The following is a 16,089-nucleotide window of genomic DNA, read 5'->3' as shown; positions in this document are numbered from 1 at the left end:
CGGGAGAGGGAGCGCACCTGTGTCGGGGCTGCGAAGCGATCGAGCCGCGACAAGTGCAGAATTGCTCCCGCGCTCAATTCTCGGTAGTTTCCGCCTCCAAACCAGCCGCCCCACCCAAAAACACAGCGAGAGACCACGTGGCGCCCATCCAGTACATCGTCGAGGGCGGTCACCGGCTCTCGGGCTCGATCGAGCCGTCCGGCAACAAGAATTCCGCGCTGCCGATCATCGCGGCAGCCCTGCTCACCGAGCATCCGGTGACGCTGGAAAACGTGCCGCGGATCCGTGACACCGAGACGCTGGTCGAACTGATCCGCTCGGTCGGCGCTGCCGCGGAATGGACCGCCCGCAATACGCTTCATATTCACGCCAAGAGCATCCGCGCGGCCGATCTCGATCCGGACTTGTGCGTCCGCATCCGTGCCTCGATCCTGCTCGCGGGCCCCCTGCTCGCCCGCTGCGGCGAAGTGATGCTGCCGCCGCCCGGCGGCGACGTCATCGGCCGCCGAAGGCTCGACACGCATGTGCTCGCGCTCGAGCAATTGGGAGCCAAGGTCACCGCGACCGACCGGCTCGAATTCCGCGCTTCGAAGCTGACCGGCGCCGACGTGTTCCTGGACGAGCCCAGCGTGACCGCGACCGAGAACGCGCTGGTCGCAGCCGTCGCCGCCGAAGGCACCACCTATTTGCGCAACGCCGCGTCCGAGCCGCATGTGCAGGACCTCGCCAACTTCCTCGTTGCGCTCGGCGCTGAGATCGAGGGCATCGGCACCAACACCATGATTGTGCACGGTCCGGCGACGCTGGGCGGCGCGACCTACCGGATCCAGCCCGACCATATCGAGGTCGGCTCGCTGATCGGGCTCGCAGCCGTGACGCGTTCGCCGCTTCGCATCGTGCGCGCGGGCGTCGAGCATCTGCGCTCGATCCGCATGGGATTCGAGCGGCTCGGCATCGTCTGCCGCATCGAGGGCGACGATCTCATCGTGCCCTCCAACCAGACGCTGAAGATCCAGGACGATTTTGGCGGCCACGTGCCGAAGCTGGAGGACCAGCCCTGGCCGGCCTTCCCCGCCGATCTGATGTCGATCGCGATCGTCACCGCCACGCAATGCGAGGGCGTGATCCTGATGTTCGAGAAGATGTTCGAATCGCGGATGTTCTTCGTCGACAAGCTGATCGCGATGGGCGCGCGCATCGTGCTGTGCGATCCGCATCGCGCCATCATTGCCGGTCCAAGCCGGCTGCACGGCGCGACGATGACCTCACCCGACATTCGCGCCGGCATGGCCATGCTGCTCGCGGCCGTCTGTGCCGAGGGCACCTCGACCATCAACAACGCCGACCAGATCGAGCGCGGCTACGAGCGCATCGACGAACGGCTGAATGCGCTCGGCGCGAAGATCAGGCGCGTGCCCGAGCGGAAGGGGTGAGGCGCTTTCCAGCTCGAGATCGAAGAATGGTCTCGTGCCCCGGACGCAGCGCAGCACGCCAGTGATGCGCTGCTGAGCCGGGGCCCATGCGGCTGAGAACTGCGCTCGCGATTTTCTGGGTCCCGGCTCTGCGCAGCATCGCTTCGCGCTGCAGCGCGTCCGGGACACGCGCGAGGCCATGTTTTCGTCGCCCGGCTGTGCTATTGACCCGGCCATGCTCGACACCATCCAGCCTCGTTCGCAGCCGCAAGCCGGCGTGCCGCCAAATCCTCTCGCCGACGAATTCGTCGAGACGCTGCGGCTGGCCGTACCGATGATGCTGACGCAGCTCGGGCAGATCGCGATGATCACGACCGATCTCGCGCTGATCGGGCGGCTCGGCGAGAGCGCGGTCGCAGCAGCAGCGCTGGCGCATACGGTCTATTTCGTCAGCTTCACCTTCGGGCTCGGATTGATGGCGGCGGTGTCGCCGCTGGTCGCGCAGGCCTTTGGCGCCGGCGATATCAGACGCATCCGCCGCTCCTTGCGCGTCGGCTTGTGGGTCGCGTTGCTGATCTCGCTGCCGATGATGGCCTCGCCGCTCTATGGCGAGCACATCCTGGTCGCACTCGGTCAGGCGCCGCACTCGGCCGCGCTCGCCCAGCGTTATCTGAATGGCCTCGCCTGGGGCATCGCGCCGGCGCTCGGCTTCATCGCGCTGCGCAGCATGATGAGCGCGGTGAACCGGCCGCAGGCCCCGCTGTGGATCACGCTCGCGGCGATCCCCGTCAATGCCGCATTGGTCTACGCCCTGATCCACGGCCTGTTCGGCCTGCCGGAGCTCGGCCTGTTCGGCGCGGGGCTTGCGACCACCATCGTCAATCTCGGCACGTTCGTCGCCACGCTCGCCATTGCGGGGCTGCGCAAGCCGTTCGCGGACTATCGTCCGCTTGCCCATCTCTGGCGAATCGACTGGCCCCTGATGCGCAAACTCATCGCGATCGGCGCCCCGATCTCGTTCTCGCTGCTGCTGGAATATGGCCTGTTCTCTTCGGCGGCGCTGCTGATGGGGTTGATCTCGATCACTGCGCTCGCGGCGCATCAGATCGCGCTCCAGGTCACCGCCGTGCTGTTCATGGTCCCACTCGGCATCGGCATGGCGGCCACCGTGCGGGTCGGCCACGCCTTCGGCCGCGGCGACCCGGCCGCAGTGAAGCGCGCAGGTCTCGTCGCCGCCGTGATCGGGATCGCGTTCGTCTCGGCGCTGACCGTTGCGATCATTCTCGGCCGCTATCAGCTGGGACGGCTGTTCTTCGGCAGCAGCGAAGCCAGCATGGCGACCGTGGAGCTGACCGCAACGCTGCTGCTGGTCGGCGCGACCTTCTTCATTGCCGATGCCATCCAGACCATCATGGGCGGCGCGCTGCGCGGCATCAATGACACTAGGATGACGTTGGTATTCGCCGCGATCGGCTATTGGTGCGTGGGCTTTCCCATCGCCTGGTGGCTTGCCTTTCACGCCGATCTCGGCGCGGTCGGTGTCTGGATCGGACTGTCGATCGGATCGTTCGTCTATGCCGGACTTCTGATCTTGCGCTTCCGGATGCTGACGCGCAGACTGGCGGGATGAACGGGACTGTCCGCGAAGTTACCCCCGATGTTGACGCCGGCACGCTGCTGGCCGGTGCGCAGTTCATCGACGCCTTTCGCGTAGAGATCGGCACAGCACCGGTGAATGCCCGCGAGGCCTGCACCAGGATGGTGTTGCAGGGACCGCGCTGGATCGGTGCACTGACACGCCTGCGCAACATTCTGGTGACGCCATTTGGATTGAAGACATCGGGCGAGGGCACGCCAGCGCCGGGCGGTTTGATCGGCTTGTTTCCGGTGCTGAGCGAAACGCCGGAGCAGCTGGTCGCCGGGTTCAATGATTATCATCTCGACTTCCGCATCGTGGTCGATGTGGCCGGCGAAGCGGTGCCGCGCCACGTCACCTTGACCACGCTGGTGCGGACCAACAATCGGCTGGGCCGCGCCTACCTCGCGCTCATCACGCCCTTCCACAAGCTTGTGGCCCGCAGCATGATGGGGCGGATTGCGGAGCCGGCCCGGTGACGCTCTCCGTCGACCTCTTCTACTCCTTTCGCAGCCCGTTCAGCTATCTGGCGCTGCCCAAGACGCTGAAGCTCGTCGAAGACTACGATCTGGCGGTGAATTTGCGGCCGGTCTATCCGCTCGCAGTCCGAGTGCCCGGGTTTTTCAAGAAGGCCAGCCCGAACTTCATTCGCTATGTGGTGCTCGACAGCACGCGCGTGGCGCAGCACGAGGGCATTCCGTTCCGCTTTCCGAGGCCGGATCCGATCGTCCAGGACAAGACAACATTCGACGTCGCGGCCGAGCAACCCTACATCCACCGCCTGACCCGGCTTGGTGCCATGGCGCAGCTCGAGGGACGCTCGCTCGCATTCACCGACGCGATCGCCCGCGTGCTGTGGGACGGCTCGGTGGCGGGCTGGAACGAACGCGATCATCTTGCGCGCGCCGCCGACAAGGCCGGCTTCGATCTCGCCGCGATGGATGCCGCGATCACCGCCGACCCGGATCGCTACGAGCAGGTGATCACGGAGAACGAGAAGGACCACGCCGCCTCCGGCCATTGGGGCGTGCCGACCTTCGTGTTCGAGAACGAGCCGTTCTTCGGCCAGGACCGCATCGATTTGCTGGTCTGGCGCATGCAGGACAAGGGCCTGACGCGGCGCTAGCTCACTCCGCCACGCGCGCGGGCTTGTCGGTCGCGGCCTCCGACCATTCGCCGACGACGCGATCGAGATCGCAGAGATTCTGGTGCATCTGCTCCAGCGAAAAGCCGAGCGCGAAGAAGCGCTCCGCGGTGTCGCTGGGCTGGCCGCGGATCAGGCCATCCTGACGCACGGCGGCGACTGCCTCGGCATAGTGCTGAAGCGCGACATGCACGGGGTGGATCGGCGGCGCGCCGGCGCCCTCGCGCAAGGCTGCGGCCGCCGAACGCAGGAAGCGCGCGATCACGGTCGAGACTTCCGTCAGCGGCGCGGCAAGCCGTGTCTGCACCTCGGCCGGCAACGGCACCACGGTCGAGCGGCCGATCATCACAACGTCATGGCGCAGCCGCAAGATCGTGCGCAACAACGGGCCGGTGTCCGGCCCGCTCGACAATCGCGCCGAGCGCTCGCGCTCGGCTTCGGCGCCAATGGTATTCATGCCCACCATTGCGGTGCCGATACCGTCCTGAATCCGATGCAGCGCGTCATTGTCGCGGCCGCGCGTCAGGCCCGCGAGCAATTCGGTGAAGGCCTCCGCGATCAATTCGAGCAGTTTTGCCGCGCTGGCGCGGATTTGCCGCACCGCGCGCGAGGGCAGCACCAGGAAGGAGACGAGCAGCCCCGTCACCGCGCCGACCGCGACTTCGCTGACGCGATCGATCGCCGAGGCCATGGGATCGGCGTGATGCATCGAGGGAAGCACGAGCACGATCACGGCCGTCACCGTTGCAGAGCTCAGATTCGGATAGATCGATGCCACAAAGGCAAGCGGCGCCACGGCCAGCACCAGCAGACCCAGCAAGCCCAGTTCACCGGAATAGGGGATCAGGATTGCGATGGCGCCGCCATAGATCGCGCCGCCGATGGTGCCGAGCATGTAGTCGCGCGTCGCCTTCAGCGAGCGCCCGACGCTCATCTGGGTCACGATGATGGACGTGAGGACGGCCCAGAGCGGCAACAAGAGATGCAGCGCGGTGGCGAGCGCGTAGGCGCCGGTGGCCGCCACCGTGACCCGGACCGCCAGCCCCAATTGGGTCTTTCGCGACCAGACCCGGTCGAACAGCTCTCCTGCGAATGCCATGGTCGCGTATCCCCGTCCAACCCTCGTAAGCCAGCCAAAAGCATAGCTGATGCCCGCAGCCCCGAGGCCGCTTGAAAGGCCAAATCAGCCCGCCTAACTTGCGCGCCAAAACGAGGAAACACGATGGCTCACGAAACCGCAACGCTCGCCGCCTATGTCGCCAACCTGAAATTCCAGGATATTCCGGCGGAAGTGCTGGATCGGACAAAAGTCCTGACGCTGGACTTCCTCGGCAGCGCCATCCGCGCCCGCAGCGAAGCGGAATCCACCCCCTCGATCCTGAAGATGCTGGAGGCGCTTGCGCTCGATACCAAGGGCGAATCCACCGTGTTCGGCGACACCAAGACCTGGACGCCGGCGGTCGCGGCGCTGCTCAACGGCGCCCTCGGCCATTCGCTCGACTTCGACGACACGCATGCGGATTCCTCGCTGCATCCGAGCGCGCCGGTGGTTCCGGCCGCCTTCGCCGTCGGCGAGATGGTCGGCGCGTCGGGCCGCGACGTGCTGACTGCGATCGTGGCGGGCTATGAGGTCTGCTGCCGGCTCGGCAACGCGCTCGACCCGACCTCGCATTATGCCCGCGGCTTCCATCCGACCGCCACCGCCGGCACCTATGGCGCAGCCGCGGCCGCCGGCAAACTGTTCGGCCTCTCCGAGCAACAGCTCATCGCCGCCTTCGGAGTCGCCGGCAGCCAAGCCGCGGGCTCGCTGCAATTCCTGGTCAATGGCGCCTGGAACAAACGCTACCAGGTCGGCGCCGCCGCGATGAATGGCGTGATCGCCGCGACGCTGGCGCGCAACGATTTCGTCGGCGCGACGGAATCCGTCGAGGGCAAGCATGGCCTGCTCGCCGGCTACACCGACGATGCGCATCCCGACAAGGCGGTCGCCGAGCTCGGCAAGACCTACGAGACCATGAAGATCGGCGTCAAACCGTATCCGAGCTGCCGCTATACCCACGCCGCGATCGACGCGCTGATCGCGATGCGGCGCGAGCACAATCTGACACCCGATCAGGTCAAGCGGGTGGAGATCGGCCTGCATCGCAACGGCATCACGCTCACCGGCGACGCCGCGACCAAGCGGCACCCGACCTCGATCGTCGGCGGCCAGTTCTCGATGTTCTTCACCGGCGCGCTCGCGCTCGATCAGGGGTCATTTGGCTGGGACGACTACACCCGCCTTGGGGACGCAGCCATCGACGCGCTCGCCGACAAGTTCGACGTGGTACAGGACGATCGTCTCGAAGTCGGCCGCACTCACCCCTTTGGCGCGCGCGTGAGTATCACGACGGACGACGGCGTGCACGAGCGGCTCTATGCCGATCCCTCGGGAGAGCCGACCTCCTTCCCCGATGCGCGGGCGATGCAGCAGAAGTTTTTGACCCTGGCCCGCCCGGTGCTGAACGCGCGCGCGGAGAAATTCGCGGACGCCATCATGACGCTGGAGCGGTTCGATCGCGTGGCGAAGGCGACGGAGCTGGGGCGCTAGTAGAATTGCGCTACACGAGCGGTGCACCCTCGCCCCTTGCGGGAGAGGGTGGCTCGCCGCATAGCGGCGAGACGGGTGAGGGGTTCTCTCCGCGAGCACACCTCTCACAATTGCATTCGCAGAAGCATACCCCTCATCCGGCGCTTCGCGCCACCTTCTCCCGCAAGGGGAGAAGGGAAGAGAGCACCTCAGTTCGCCCCCGCCACCTTCCCTTTGTCGCGCGCTGCCTTAATCACGTCGCGCACCAGATCAAACACACCGTCCGCTTCCGGCGGCCAGTTTGGCGAACGGCCGAGCCGCACGATCACCAGACGTTCCGAGGGAATCATGATCGTGTACTGCCCGATCGTGCCCTTGGCGAAGAAGGCATCACGCGGCCAGCCGTGCTCGACGCGGAAGGTCGCGCCAAAGCTGTCGCCCTGGTTGGTCCAGAAGCCGGCGCCGATACCGACCCAGGCATTGGGCGTCGCCGACACCGAATAATTCACCCAGCCCTCGGGCAGGATGCGCTTGCCGCCGGCGACGCCGTCGTTGAGATAGAGCTGGCCGAACCGCGCCCAGTCGCGCGCGGATGCGAGCATCTCGCTCGACCCCTTGATCGTGCCGGCGCCGTCGAACTGGAGCGTGACGTGGCGCATGCCGAGCGGCACGAACAATTCGTGGTGCGCGAAGGCAAGCGCTCCTTCGGAATTGCCGCCGGCGGCCTTGCGGATCAGATGCGCGAGCATGATGGTGTTGCCATCGTGATAATTCCACACGGTGCCCGGCGCGGTCGCAAGCGGCATGCTCGCGGCATAGGCGGCCATGTCGGCCTCCACGAATTTCATGCGATTGACCGGCTCGAACGCCGAGCCGAGCGAGGCCTGCAGCGAGCTGCCGAGCGCCAGGCCCGCGGTGTGGCGCAGCAATTGATCGAGGGTGATGGCGTGACGCGGATCGTCCGGATTTGTCCAGGCGGCGACCGGTGCGGGCCCGTCCAGCTTCAGTCTGCCCTGGCGCACGAGAATCCCGGTGAGAGCCGAGATCACGGACTTGGTCATGGAGAAGCCGAGCAGCGGCGTCTCCGGTCCGATGCCGTCCGCATAGCGCTCGGCGATGACGCGACCCGATTTCATGACGACGATTGCGCGGGTGCGGCGGAATGGCGGCGATGTCGGCTCAGCGAAGGCGCGATCGAGCGCGGCTGACAGCTCCGGGCTTTGCGGCGACACGATTGCGGGGCCGGCGATCTCGGGCAACAACGCCGGCTGCCTGTCATCAGGCGGCAGCCGGACGTCGGCAATCTCCGCACCGTGCTCAAGCGTGCAGCCGAGGCCCTCGCGATACACGGCATGGCTGCGGCCAATGCCGAACAGCGTCACCGTAACGTCCTTGCGCGCGCGATCGACCTGATAGTCCATCGCCCAGGTGAGCAAACCGGCGCCCGGCATCGCATCAATGGTCTCCGTCAAATTACGCCTGACATCGAGGCCCGAGACAAACGTCTCGGAACAGAGCACGTCGGCGATGAAGCCGGTGGCGACCTTGGGCACGTCATGGGCGCGAACCGCGCCGAGCGCGAGGCCGGCAAAGACGATGGTGGCGGTGAGAAGGACAATCTTGCGGCGGGTCACGGGCTTGCTCCGGCTTGAGGCGTGTGCCGGAGACGAAGCGGCATTCACGCGATGCCCGCTCGCCGAATTTGGAAAACGGCGTAGCTGGAAACCGCGAGACGCTCGCCGATTCTGAGATACTCTAGATATTTCAGTGCACTAAGGCCTAGACAGCATTCACCTTGAGCCGCCGGTATTCCGTCGGCGTCACGCCGGTCACGGCCTTGAAGGCGCGGTTGAAAGGGCCGAGCGACTGGAAGCCAGAGTCCATCGCGATGGTGATGACGGGGACCTCGGCCTGAGCGGGATCGGCCAGCGCGGCCTTGGCCTCCTCGATCCGGTGGTTGTTCAGGAACACATTGAAATTTCGGTAGCCGAGCCCCTGGTTGATCAGCCGACGGAGCCGGTATTCGGGAATTTTCAGCCGGCCCGCGAGCACGCCGATGCTGATGTTCTCCTGGCGATAGATCCGCTCGTGCGCCATCAGCCGCATCAGGGCGTCGATCAGCTTTTGGTCGGCGGCGTCCTCGCCCACAGGCTGGCTCGCCGCGATCGCCGGCGCAGCCTCCGCGGCGGCCGGAAACAGGTCGGCGCCGTCGACCCGCATCATCGCATAGACGATGGCCACAACGATGCCGGCGAGCACGCCGGCGTTGACGGTGTTGGCGACATCGCCGACCTCGCTGCCGGCGACAAGGATCTGGAGCAGCGCGTTCAATCCGCCATAGAGCGCGGCAGCACAGACGATGAAGATGCGAACACGGCGGCGGCGCTCGACCAGATCGGCCGACCATGAGCCGATCGTCTGCCTGATCGCGAGCGCAATGAAGCCGAGCACAATCAGGTTCACCGCGGTGACGGCGAACCGGACATGTCCGCCGGGTGCGATCCAGAGACAACTGACGAAGCTGAACGCTGTCACCAACCCCCAGGTCAATCCGTGCCACCGGCGCAGGCGAAACTCATCGTCGAACAATGCGCGCGTGAACAGCCAGAACACCACGATATTGCCGGTCGACACCGCGATCAGCGGCGCATGCCATGCCGGGACCAGCGATGAAGTTCCGACGGAATAGCTCACAGCATGCGCGGCCGAGCCGAGCGCAAAGGCTGCACCGAGCCGGGCTGCCAGCACATTGCGGAAATCCGAGAGCAATGACGCTGCCAGCACCAGCAGCAGCGCCACGGCGGCGGCGCGAAAGGCGAGCTCGGTTGCGGCAAGGGTCATCGGGTGATGCGATGGGTCGCGGTTGACATCAGCCAAACATCCTTCGTCAGGCGTATGTTTTCAAGCACCATCCGCACCACAGCTGTCATCGTCCGGCTTGACCGGACGATCCAGTACGCCGAGACGGCAGTGATCGAACCGATAGGCCGCGGCGTACTGGATCGCCCGCTTTCGCGGGCGATGACGGCGGAGTGTGTGGCCCAGGCTTAGCCGCGACGGCCGCACGAAATCCTGCTACGATTTAGCTCGAAAAGCCAAAAGGAGCCCTACCATGAGCTGGCAACCCTCGAACGATCCCGTGCTCGGCGATCCCATGTCCTGCGATGCGCTCGATCTCGTCATCGTGCCGCGCACGCGCGATCTCGGCGACGGCTTCGCGGTGCGGCGCGCGCTGCCGCACGGCAAGCGGCAGATGGTCGGACCCTTCATCTTCTTCGATCATTTCGGGCCGGTGCAATTCGTCTCCGGCAAGGGCATGGACGTACGGCCGCACCCGCATATCGGGCTTGCTACCGTCACCTATCTGTTCGACGGCGCGATCATGCATCGCGACAGCGAGGGCAACATCCAGGAGATCCAGCCCGGCGCGATGAATTTGATGACAGCCGGCCGCGGCATCGCGCATTCCGAGCGCACGCCGGATGTGCAGCGCGCCTCGGGGCAGAAGATGCTGGGCCTGCAAAGCTGGATCGCGCTGCCGGCCGGATCGGAAGAGATCGCACCGTCGTTCCAGCACTACGGCGCGGGTGACCTGCCGATGGTCTCCGAGCGCGACTTCACCGCGAAGGTGATCGCGGGCTCGGCCTTCGGCGTCACCTCGCCTGTTTCGATGGTGTCGCCCTGGTTCTATACCGAGGTCACGGCGGTCGCGGGCGCGATCGTGCCGCTCGATCCCGATCACGAGGAGCGCGCCATCTACGTCGTCGATGGCGAGGTCGAGATCGCGAACGAGCGCTATGAGGGGCCGCGACTGCTAATCTTCCGTCCGGGCGACCGCATCACGGTGAGGGCGCTCAAGGCCACGCGGATGATGTTTCTGGGCGGCGACGCCCTGGAGGGCCCGCGCCACATCTGGTGGAATTTCGTCTCCTCCAGTAAGGAGCGGATCGAGCAGGCCAAGCAGGACTGGAAAACCGGCCGCTTCGCCGCAGTTCCGCAGGAACATGAGTTCATTCCGCTGCCGGAATAGGCTATCCCGGTCTCCGGTCGCGCGATCAGGCGCGGCCGGATGTCCTGTCGCAAGGCCTTGCTCCGAAAGTTCTGCCGATGACCACCATGCTCTCCAGCGACCTGCCGCTGCCCAAGATCGGGCGCGGCAAGGTGCGCGATATCTACGCCGTCGACGACGACCGCCTGCTGCTCGTCACCACCGACCGCATCAGCGCCTTCGACGTCGTGATGGGCGAGACCATCCCGATGAAGGGCGCGGTTCTGACGCAAATCAGCGCGTTCTGGTTTAACGAGCTCGAAGGCGTGGTGCCGCATCACATGATCAGCGCCGACACCGACGAGATCATCGCCGCCGTGCCGGCGTTGAAGCCGCATCGCGCCGAAATTCTCGGCCGCGCCATGCTGTGCCGCCGCACCACGGTGTTTCCGATCGAATGCGTGATCCGCGGTTATCTCTCGGGCTCGGCCTGGAAGGAATATGCAGCAAGCGGCACGCTGGCCGGCGAGAAGCTGAAAGCAGGTCTGGTCGAGAGCGAGAAGCTGGAGCCTTCGATCTTCAGCCCGGCGACCAAGGCCGAGACCGGCCATGACGAGAACATCACCGTCGCGAAGATGCGCGAGGTCGTCGGCGACCAGACGGCCTACACGCTCGAGAGCATGACCCGCGCGATCTACACGCTCGGCGAGGAGCTCGCCCGCGAGCAGGGCATCATCATCGCCGACACCAAGTTCGAATTCGGCCGCGACAAGGACGGCCGCATCATCCTGATCGACGAAGCCATGACGCCGGATAGTTCGCGGTTCTGGGCCGTCGACGCCTACAAACCCGGCCAGCCGCAGGCGAGCTTCGACAAGCAGCCGCTGCGCGACTATCTCGACGTCGAGCGCCGCGCTGGCCGCTGGAACGGCGACGCCCCGCCGCCGCCTTTGCCCGCAAGCGTGGTGGACGCGACCAGCAAGCGGTATCTGGAAGCGTATCGCCGCGTGACGGGAAGCGAACTGAAGATCTAGCCCCGCTATTTATGGTCGTCCTGGCGAAAGCCAGGACCCATACCGCGAGGTGTTCCGATCGCAGGCGGTGCCAATCCCGAACGACCAATCCTCGCCAAACTCCTCCCTGGGGTAATGGGTCCTGGCTTTCGCCAGGACGACGCCGAATTCGCGCAGATTTAAGCAACAACATAGCCACTAAACCGTCGGATACTTCCGGCCTGCAAGAATCCTGTTGCGCTAGGCTCGCAGTCGTCTACCTCTCGGAGGGAAATATTCACGAGCGAGTGTTACGGCGTGACAGATCCAGCAATTGGCTTCACTCCGTCGGCCGGGCTCACTCCGGCCCTCAAGCGTGCGCTGACTGATATATTGGGCGGGAGCGCCGCCAGCGTCCTGACCGTCACGTTCGGACTGTCCTACTCGCTGCTGATCTTCGCGGGGCCGTTGTCGCCCTATCTGTCCTACGGCATCACGGCCACTTTCGTCAGCTCCGCGGTGCTTGCGGCCGTCGTCGGGTTCGGCAGCTCCCTGCCCTTCGCGATTGCAGCCCCTGACAGCTCGACCGCCGCGGTGACGGGTATCCTGGCGGCCTCGGTGGTCGAACGCATCGAGACGGCGCACCTGTCGGCGCCGTTGCTGTCACCGATCCTGATCACGCTCGGCCTGTCGACGATGCTGACGGGATTGGTGCTGTGTGGGCTGGGCTTGACGCGGCTTGGCCGCGCCATCCGCTACGTGCCTTATCCAGTGGTCGGCGGCTTCCTGGGCGCAACCGGACTTCTCATCGTCATGGGTGCGGTCCGGGTGATCACCGACCACCCGCTGCAACTGGCGACACTGTCGCACTTCGCCAACCGCACCATCCTGCTGGAGCTGGGTGCCGCCTGTGCGATGGCACTGGTGCTGTATCTCACCTGGCACCGCTCGCGCAGCCCGTTCGGACTGCCGATCATCCTGGTCGGCGGCGTGCTCACCGCGCATCTGGCGTTCTGGATCACCGGCGTTTCCTTCGATGAGGCGCACACATTGGGCTGGACCTTTCAGTCCCCACCGCAAGCGGTCTTCGTGCTGCCCTGGCACACCGACGATCTCGCCCGCTATCCCTGGTTTGTCATACCGGACCTGCTCGGCAATGTCGTCGCCGTCATCTTCGTCACGGCATCGAGCACGCTGTTCAACACCACCGGCATCGAGGTGGCCACGCATCGCGAAGCCAATCTGGAGTGTGAGCTGAACGTCACCGGCGCCGCCAATATCCTGACCGGCATGCTGGGCGGCTATCCCGGCTGCAGCTCGACCAGCCGCTCGATGCTTAATTTCTCCAGCGGCGGCCGCGGGCGCCTGTCAGGCCTCACGGCCGCAGCGCTGTCGCTGCTGGTGCTCGCCGTCGCACCCGAGCTGCTCGGCTTCATCCCCAAATTCGTGCTCGGCGGCCTGTTGCTCTATCTCGGCGCCGACCAGCTGCACAAATGGATCATCGAGTCGCGCAAGCGGCTGTCGAAGCTGGAATATCTGTCGCTGATCGCCATCATCGCGATCATCGTCGCCTGGGGTTTCGTACCGGGCATCCTGATCGGCGTGATCATCGGCTGCGCGACGTTTGCGTTCAGCGCAGCGCGGGTCGAGTCGATCAAATACAGTTTCGACGGCTCGGAGTACCGCTCCTCGCTCGATCGCTCGCGCGACGATCAGGACGTGCTGCTGGCCCATGGCGGCAAGATCCAGGGCCTCAATCTCCAGAGCTATCTGTTCTTCGGCTCGGCCAACCGGCTCTACCAGCACGTCAAGCGTCTGCTTCAGGAGCGCCCCGAATGTCGCTATCTGCTGTTCGACTTCAAGCTCGTCACTGGCGTCGATTCATCGGCCGCCTATAGCTTTGCCCAGATCAAGCGCAGCGCCGGCGAACTCGGCGTCGAGCTGATCCTGGTGCATCTGTCGGCTGCGGCCGAGAAGGTGCTGCGCTCCAGCGACTTCGTCGGCGAGGGCGTCACCATCATCCCCGAGCTCGATCGCGCGCTGGAATGGTGCGAGAACGAGCTCATCTCGCAACATCAGGAGCTGGCACAGGAAGAAGCCAGCCTGCGCGACTGGTTCACGCGAATGCTCGGCAGCGAGGATGGCGCCGACGAGCTGATCCGCCGCTGCCAGCGCATCGAGGTCGAAGCCGGCGCGGTCATCGTGCAGGCCGGCGACCCCGCCGATTCCATGCACTTCATCCTCGACGGCCGCGTCGGCATCATGATCCCGGCCGACGACGACCGCACCACGCGCGTGCGCAGCCTCGGCCGTTATACCACGATCGGCGAGATGGGGCTGGTGTCACAGACACCGCGCAGCGCCACGATCCAGGCCGAGGTCGACAGCGTGCTCTACGTGCTGAATACGCACCAGTTCGACGCCATCAAGACCGAGGATCCCGCGCTCAGCCACAAGCTGCTGACCTATTTCGTGTCGGTGATGGCGGAGCGGCTGACCTTTGCGAACCGCACGATCGCGGTGTTGAGGCGCTAGCGAGGCCGTAGCGCAACTAGCGCACCACACTTTGGATGTCGTCCTGGCGAAAGCCAGGACCCACACCGCGGAATCTATCTATCGCAGGCGGTGGAAGTACCGGACCACCAATCTTCGCCAAACGCCTCGCTGGGGTAATGGGTCCTGGCTTTCGCCAGGACGACCCTGGAGGGGGCATTGCGTTTATCACGTCCGCGAATGATGGCGAGCCCTTACACCCCCGCCATCATCACGTATTTGATCTCGACATATTCTTCCATGCCGTGATGCGAGCCTTCGCGGCCGAGGCCGCTTTCCTTGACACCGCCGAAGGGCGCGACTTCGGTGGTGATCAGGCCGGTGTTGACGCCGACCATGCCGGATTCCAGCGCTTCGGCGACACGCCAGACGCGGCCGAGATCGCGGGAGTAGAAGTACGACGCCAATCCGAACGGGGAGGCGTTGCACATCGCGATCACGTCGGCCTCGTCCTTGAAGCGGATCACCGGCGCGAGCGGTCCGAAGGTTTCCTCCTGCGCCACCAGCGAGTCCGGCTTGACGTCGGAGAGCACCGTCGGCTCGAAGAACGAGCGCCCGAGTTCGCTGCGCTTGCCACCGGTGACGACCTTGGCACCGCGCTTGACGGCGTCCGCAATGTGGCGCTCGACCTTGTCGACCGCCTTCAAATTGATCAGCGGGCCCTGCGTGACGCCGGTTTCCGTGCCGTCGCCGATCTTCATCGCCGCGACCTTCTTCGACAGCTTCTGCACGAACTCGTCGTAGATCTTGTCCTGGGCGTAGAGGCGGTTGGCGCAGACGCAGGTCTGGCCCATGTTGCGGTATTTCGAGACGATGGCGCCTTCGACCGCCGCATCGATATCAGCGTCGTCGAACACCACGAACGGCGCGTTGCCGCCGAGCTCGAGCCCGAGCCGCTTCACGCCGACGGAGGCCTGCCGGTAGAGAATCTTGCCGACCGCGGTCGAGCCGGTGAAGCCGACGAAACGCACGGCCGGATGCTCGCACAGCACCTTGCCGATCGGCGCTGCATCGCCGGTGACGATGTTGAACACACCCTTGGGCACGCCGGCTCTCTCCGCGAGCGCGGCAAGCGCCAGCGCCGACAGCGGCGTTTCATTGGCGGGCTTCAGCACCACGGTGCACCCGGCCGCAAGCGCCGGCGAAACCTTTCGCGTGATCATCGAGTTCGGGAAATTCCACGGCGTGATCGCGCCGCAGACACCGATCGGCTGCTTGATCGCGAGCAAGCGCGCATCCGGCCGCTGCGTCGGAATGGTCTCGCCATAGACGCGGCGGGCCTCCTCGGCGAAAAATTCGACATAGGCGCCGCCGATGTCGACTTCGCCGAGGGCTTCGGCAAGCGGCTTGCCCTGCTCGGAGGTGAGGATCAGAGCGAGGTCCTCGCGGTTGGCGATGATCAGCTCGAACCATTTGCGCAAGATATTGGAGCGCTGCTTGGCGGTGTGCTTGGCCCAGCCCGGAAAGGCGCGCTCGGCGGCTTCGACCGCCCTGGTGGCGTCATCGGCCGAAAGCTGCGGAACCTTTGCGAGCTCGACGCCGGTCGCGGGATTGTTGACGGCGAAGACCGGCGAGCCGACCCAGGCGCCGTCGATATAGCAGGCCTCCTTCAGAAGCGACGGGTCCTTCAACCGGTCGCGCAGATTGGACGTGGCGTGCTGAGCACGTGCGGCGGCGGTCGGGGTCATGGCGTTACTCCCAAGGGGCTTTTGCGGGCTGTTCCGGTTCGGCCGGAATATAGGGAGAAGCGGCGCGCAATGCACCGTCCCGCAACGCACATCTGCTGGGAGCCAGG

The 16,089-nt window shown here is 65.5% G+C and carries 12 protein-coding genes; 8 read left to right on the top strand and 4 right to left on the bottom strand.

Annotated elements, in window-relative coordinates; translation table 11 throughout:
* The first annotated feature begins 137 nt into the window (after positions 1-137).
* The 4 genes from murA to FXB41_RS01520 all read left to right on the top strand — a co-directional run bounded on the left by murA (position 138) and on the right by FXB41_RS01520 (position 4,174).
* Entirely contained in the window at positions 138-1,433 is a 1,296-nt protein-coding gene (gene murA / locus FXB41_RS01535; protein ID WP_007598277.1) for a UDP-N-acetylglucosamine 1-carboxyvinyltransferase, read from the top strand.
* 214 nt (positions 1,434-1,647) lie between these two features.
* Complete coding sequence (locus tag FXB41_RS01530) at positions 1,648-3,042, top strand: MATE family efflux transporter (RefSeq protein ID WP_007598278.1); 1,395 nt, start codon at positions 1,648-1,650, stop codon at positions 3,040-3,042.
* Entirely contained in the window at positions 3,039-3,527 is a 489-nt protein-coding gene (locus tag FXB41_RS01525; protein WP_219678929.1) for a DUF2867 domain-containing protein, read from the top strand. Before FXB41_RS01530 ends, FXB41_RS01525 begins: the two co-directional genes overlap by 4 nt.
* Positions 3,524-4,174 carry a 2-hydroxychromene-2-carboxylate isomerase gene (locus FXB41_RS01520; protein ID WP_219678927.1) on the top strand — a complete coding sequence of 217 codons (651 nt, stop codon included), beginning with the start codon at positions 3,524-3,526 and terminating at the stop codon, positions 4,172-4,174. Before FXB41_RS01525 ends, FXB41_RS01520 begins: the two co-directional genes overlap by 4 nt.
* 1 nt (position 4,175) lies before the next feature.
* Here the strand turns inward: FXB41_RS01520 and FXB41_RS01515 are convergent, their stop codons facing one another.
* A complete protein-coding gene (locus FXB41_RS01515; RefSeq protein WP_007598281.1) occupies positions 4,176-5,291 on the bottom strand; it encodes an FUSC family protein in 1,116 nt (371 codons plus the stop codon).
* Positions 5,292-5,414: 123 nt separating this feature from the next.
* Between FXB41_RS01515 and FXB41_RS01510 the strand changes: the two genes are divergently transcribed.
* A complete protein-coding gene (locus FXB41_RS01510; protein WP_219678925.1) occupies positions 5,415-6,782 on the top strand; it encodes an MmgE/PrpD family protein in 1,368 nt (455 codons plus the stop codon).
* Between the two features lie 188 nt (positions 6,783-6,970).
* On the opposite strand, the gene FXB41_RS01505 is transcribed toward FXB41_RS01510, so the two are convergent.
* Together FXB41_RS01505 and FXB41_RS01500 are read right to left on the bottom strand one after the other, a co-directional pair.
* The gene (locus FXB41_RS01505; RefSeq protein WP_219678923.1) at positions 6,971-8,395 is read right to left on the bottom strand and encodes a serine hydrolase domain-containing protein; all 1,425 of its coding nucleotides are present in this window, start codon (positions 8,393-8,395) and stop codon (positions 6,971-6,973) included.
* Between the two features lie 145 nt (positions 8,396-8,540).
* Entirely contained in the window at positions 8,541-9,602 is a 1,062-nt protein-coding gene (locus FXB41_RS01500) for a helix-turn-helix domain-containing protein (RefSeq protein ID WP_219678932.1), read from the bottom strand.
* 271 nt (positions 9,603-9,873) lie between these two features.
* Here FXB41_RS01500 and FXB41_RS01495 point away from each other — a divergent pair, with 271 nt between their 5' ends.
* From FXB41_RS01495 to FXB41_RS01485, 3 genes are all read left to right on the top strand, one after another.
* Positions 9,874-10,791: a pirin family protein gene (locus FXB41_RS01495; RefSeq protein WP_007598296.1), complete on the top strand. Its 918-nt coding sequence runs from the start codon at positions 9,874-9,876 to the stop codon at positions 10,789-10,791.
* Between the two features lie 77 nt (positions 10,792-10,868).
* Positions 10,869-11,783 (top strand): phosphoribosylaminoimidazolesuccinocarboxamide synthase, encoded by a 915-nt coding sequence (locus tag FXB41_RS01490; RefSeq protein ID WP_219678921.1) that lies wholly within the window; start codon positions 10,869-10,871, stop codon positions 11,781-11,783.
* Between the two features lie 276 nt (positions 11,784-12,059).
* Positions 12,060-14,276: an SLC26A/SulP transporter family protein gene (locus FXB41_RS01485; RefSeq protein WP_219678919.1), complete on the top strand. Its 2,217-nt coding sequence runs from the start codon at positions 12,060-12,062 to the stop codon at positions 14,274-14,276.
* Positions 14,277-14,488: 212 nt separating this feature from the next.
* Here the strand turns inward: FXB41_RS01485 and FXB41_RS01480 are convergent, their stop codons facing one another.
* Complete coding sequence (locus tag FXB41_RS01480) at positions 14,489-15,982, bottom strand: NAD-dependent succinate-semialdehyde dehydrogenase (protein ID WP_219678916.1); 1,494 nt, start codon at positions 15,980-15,982, stop codon at positions 14,489-14,491.
* Between the last annotated feature and the right edge of the window lie 107 nt (positions 15,983-16,089).

Source organism: Bradyrhizobium canariense, assembly GCF_019402665.1.
GTDB classification, from domain to species: Bacteria; Pseudomonadota; Alphaproteobacteria; order Rhizobiales; family Xanthobacteraceae; genus Bradyrhizobium; species Bradyrhizobium canariense.
This window is presented reverse-complemented; position numbering and strand designations above follow the sequence as displayed.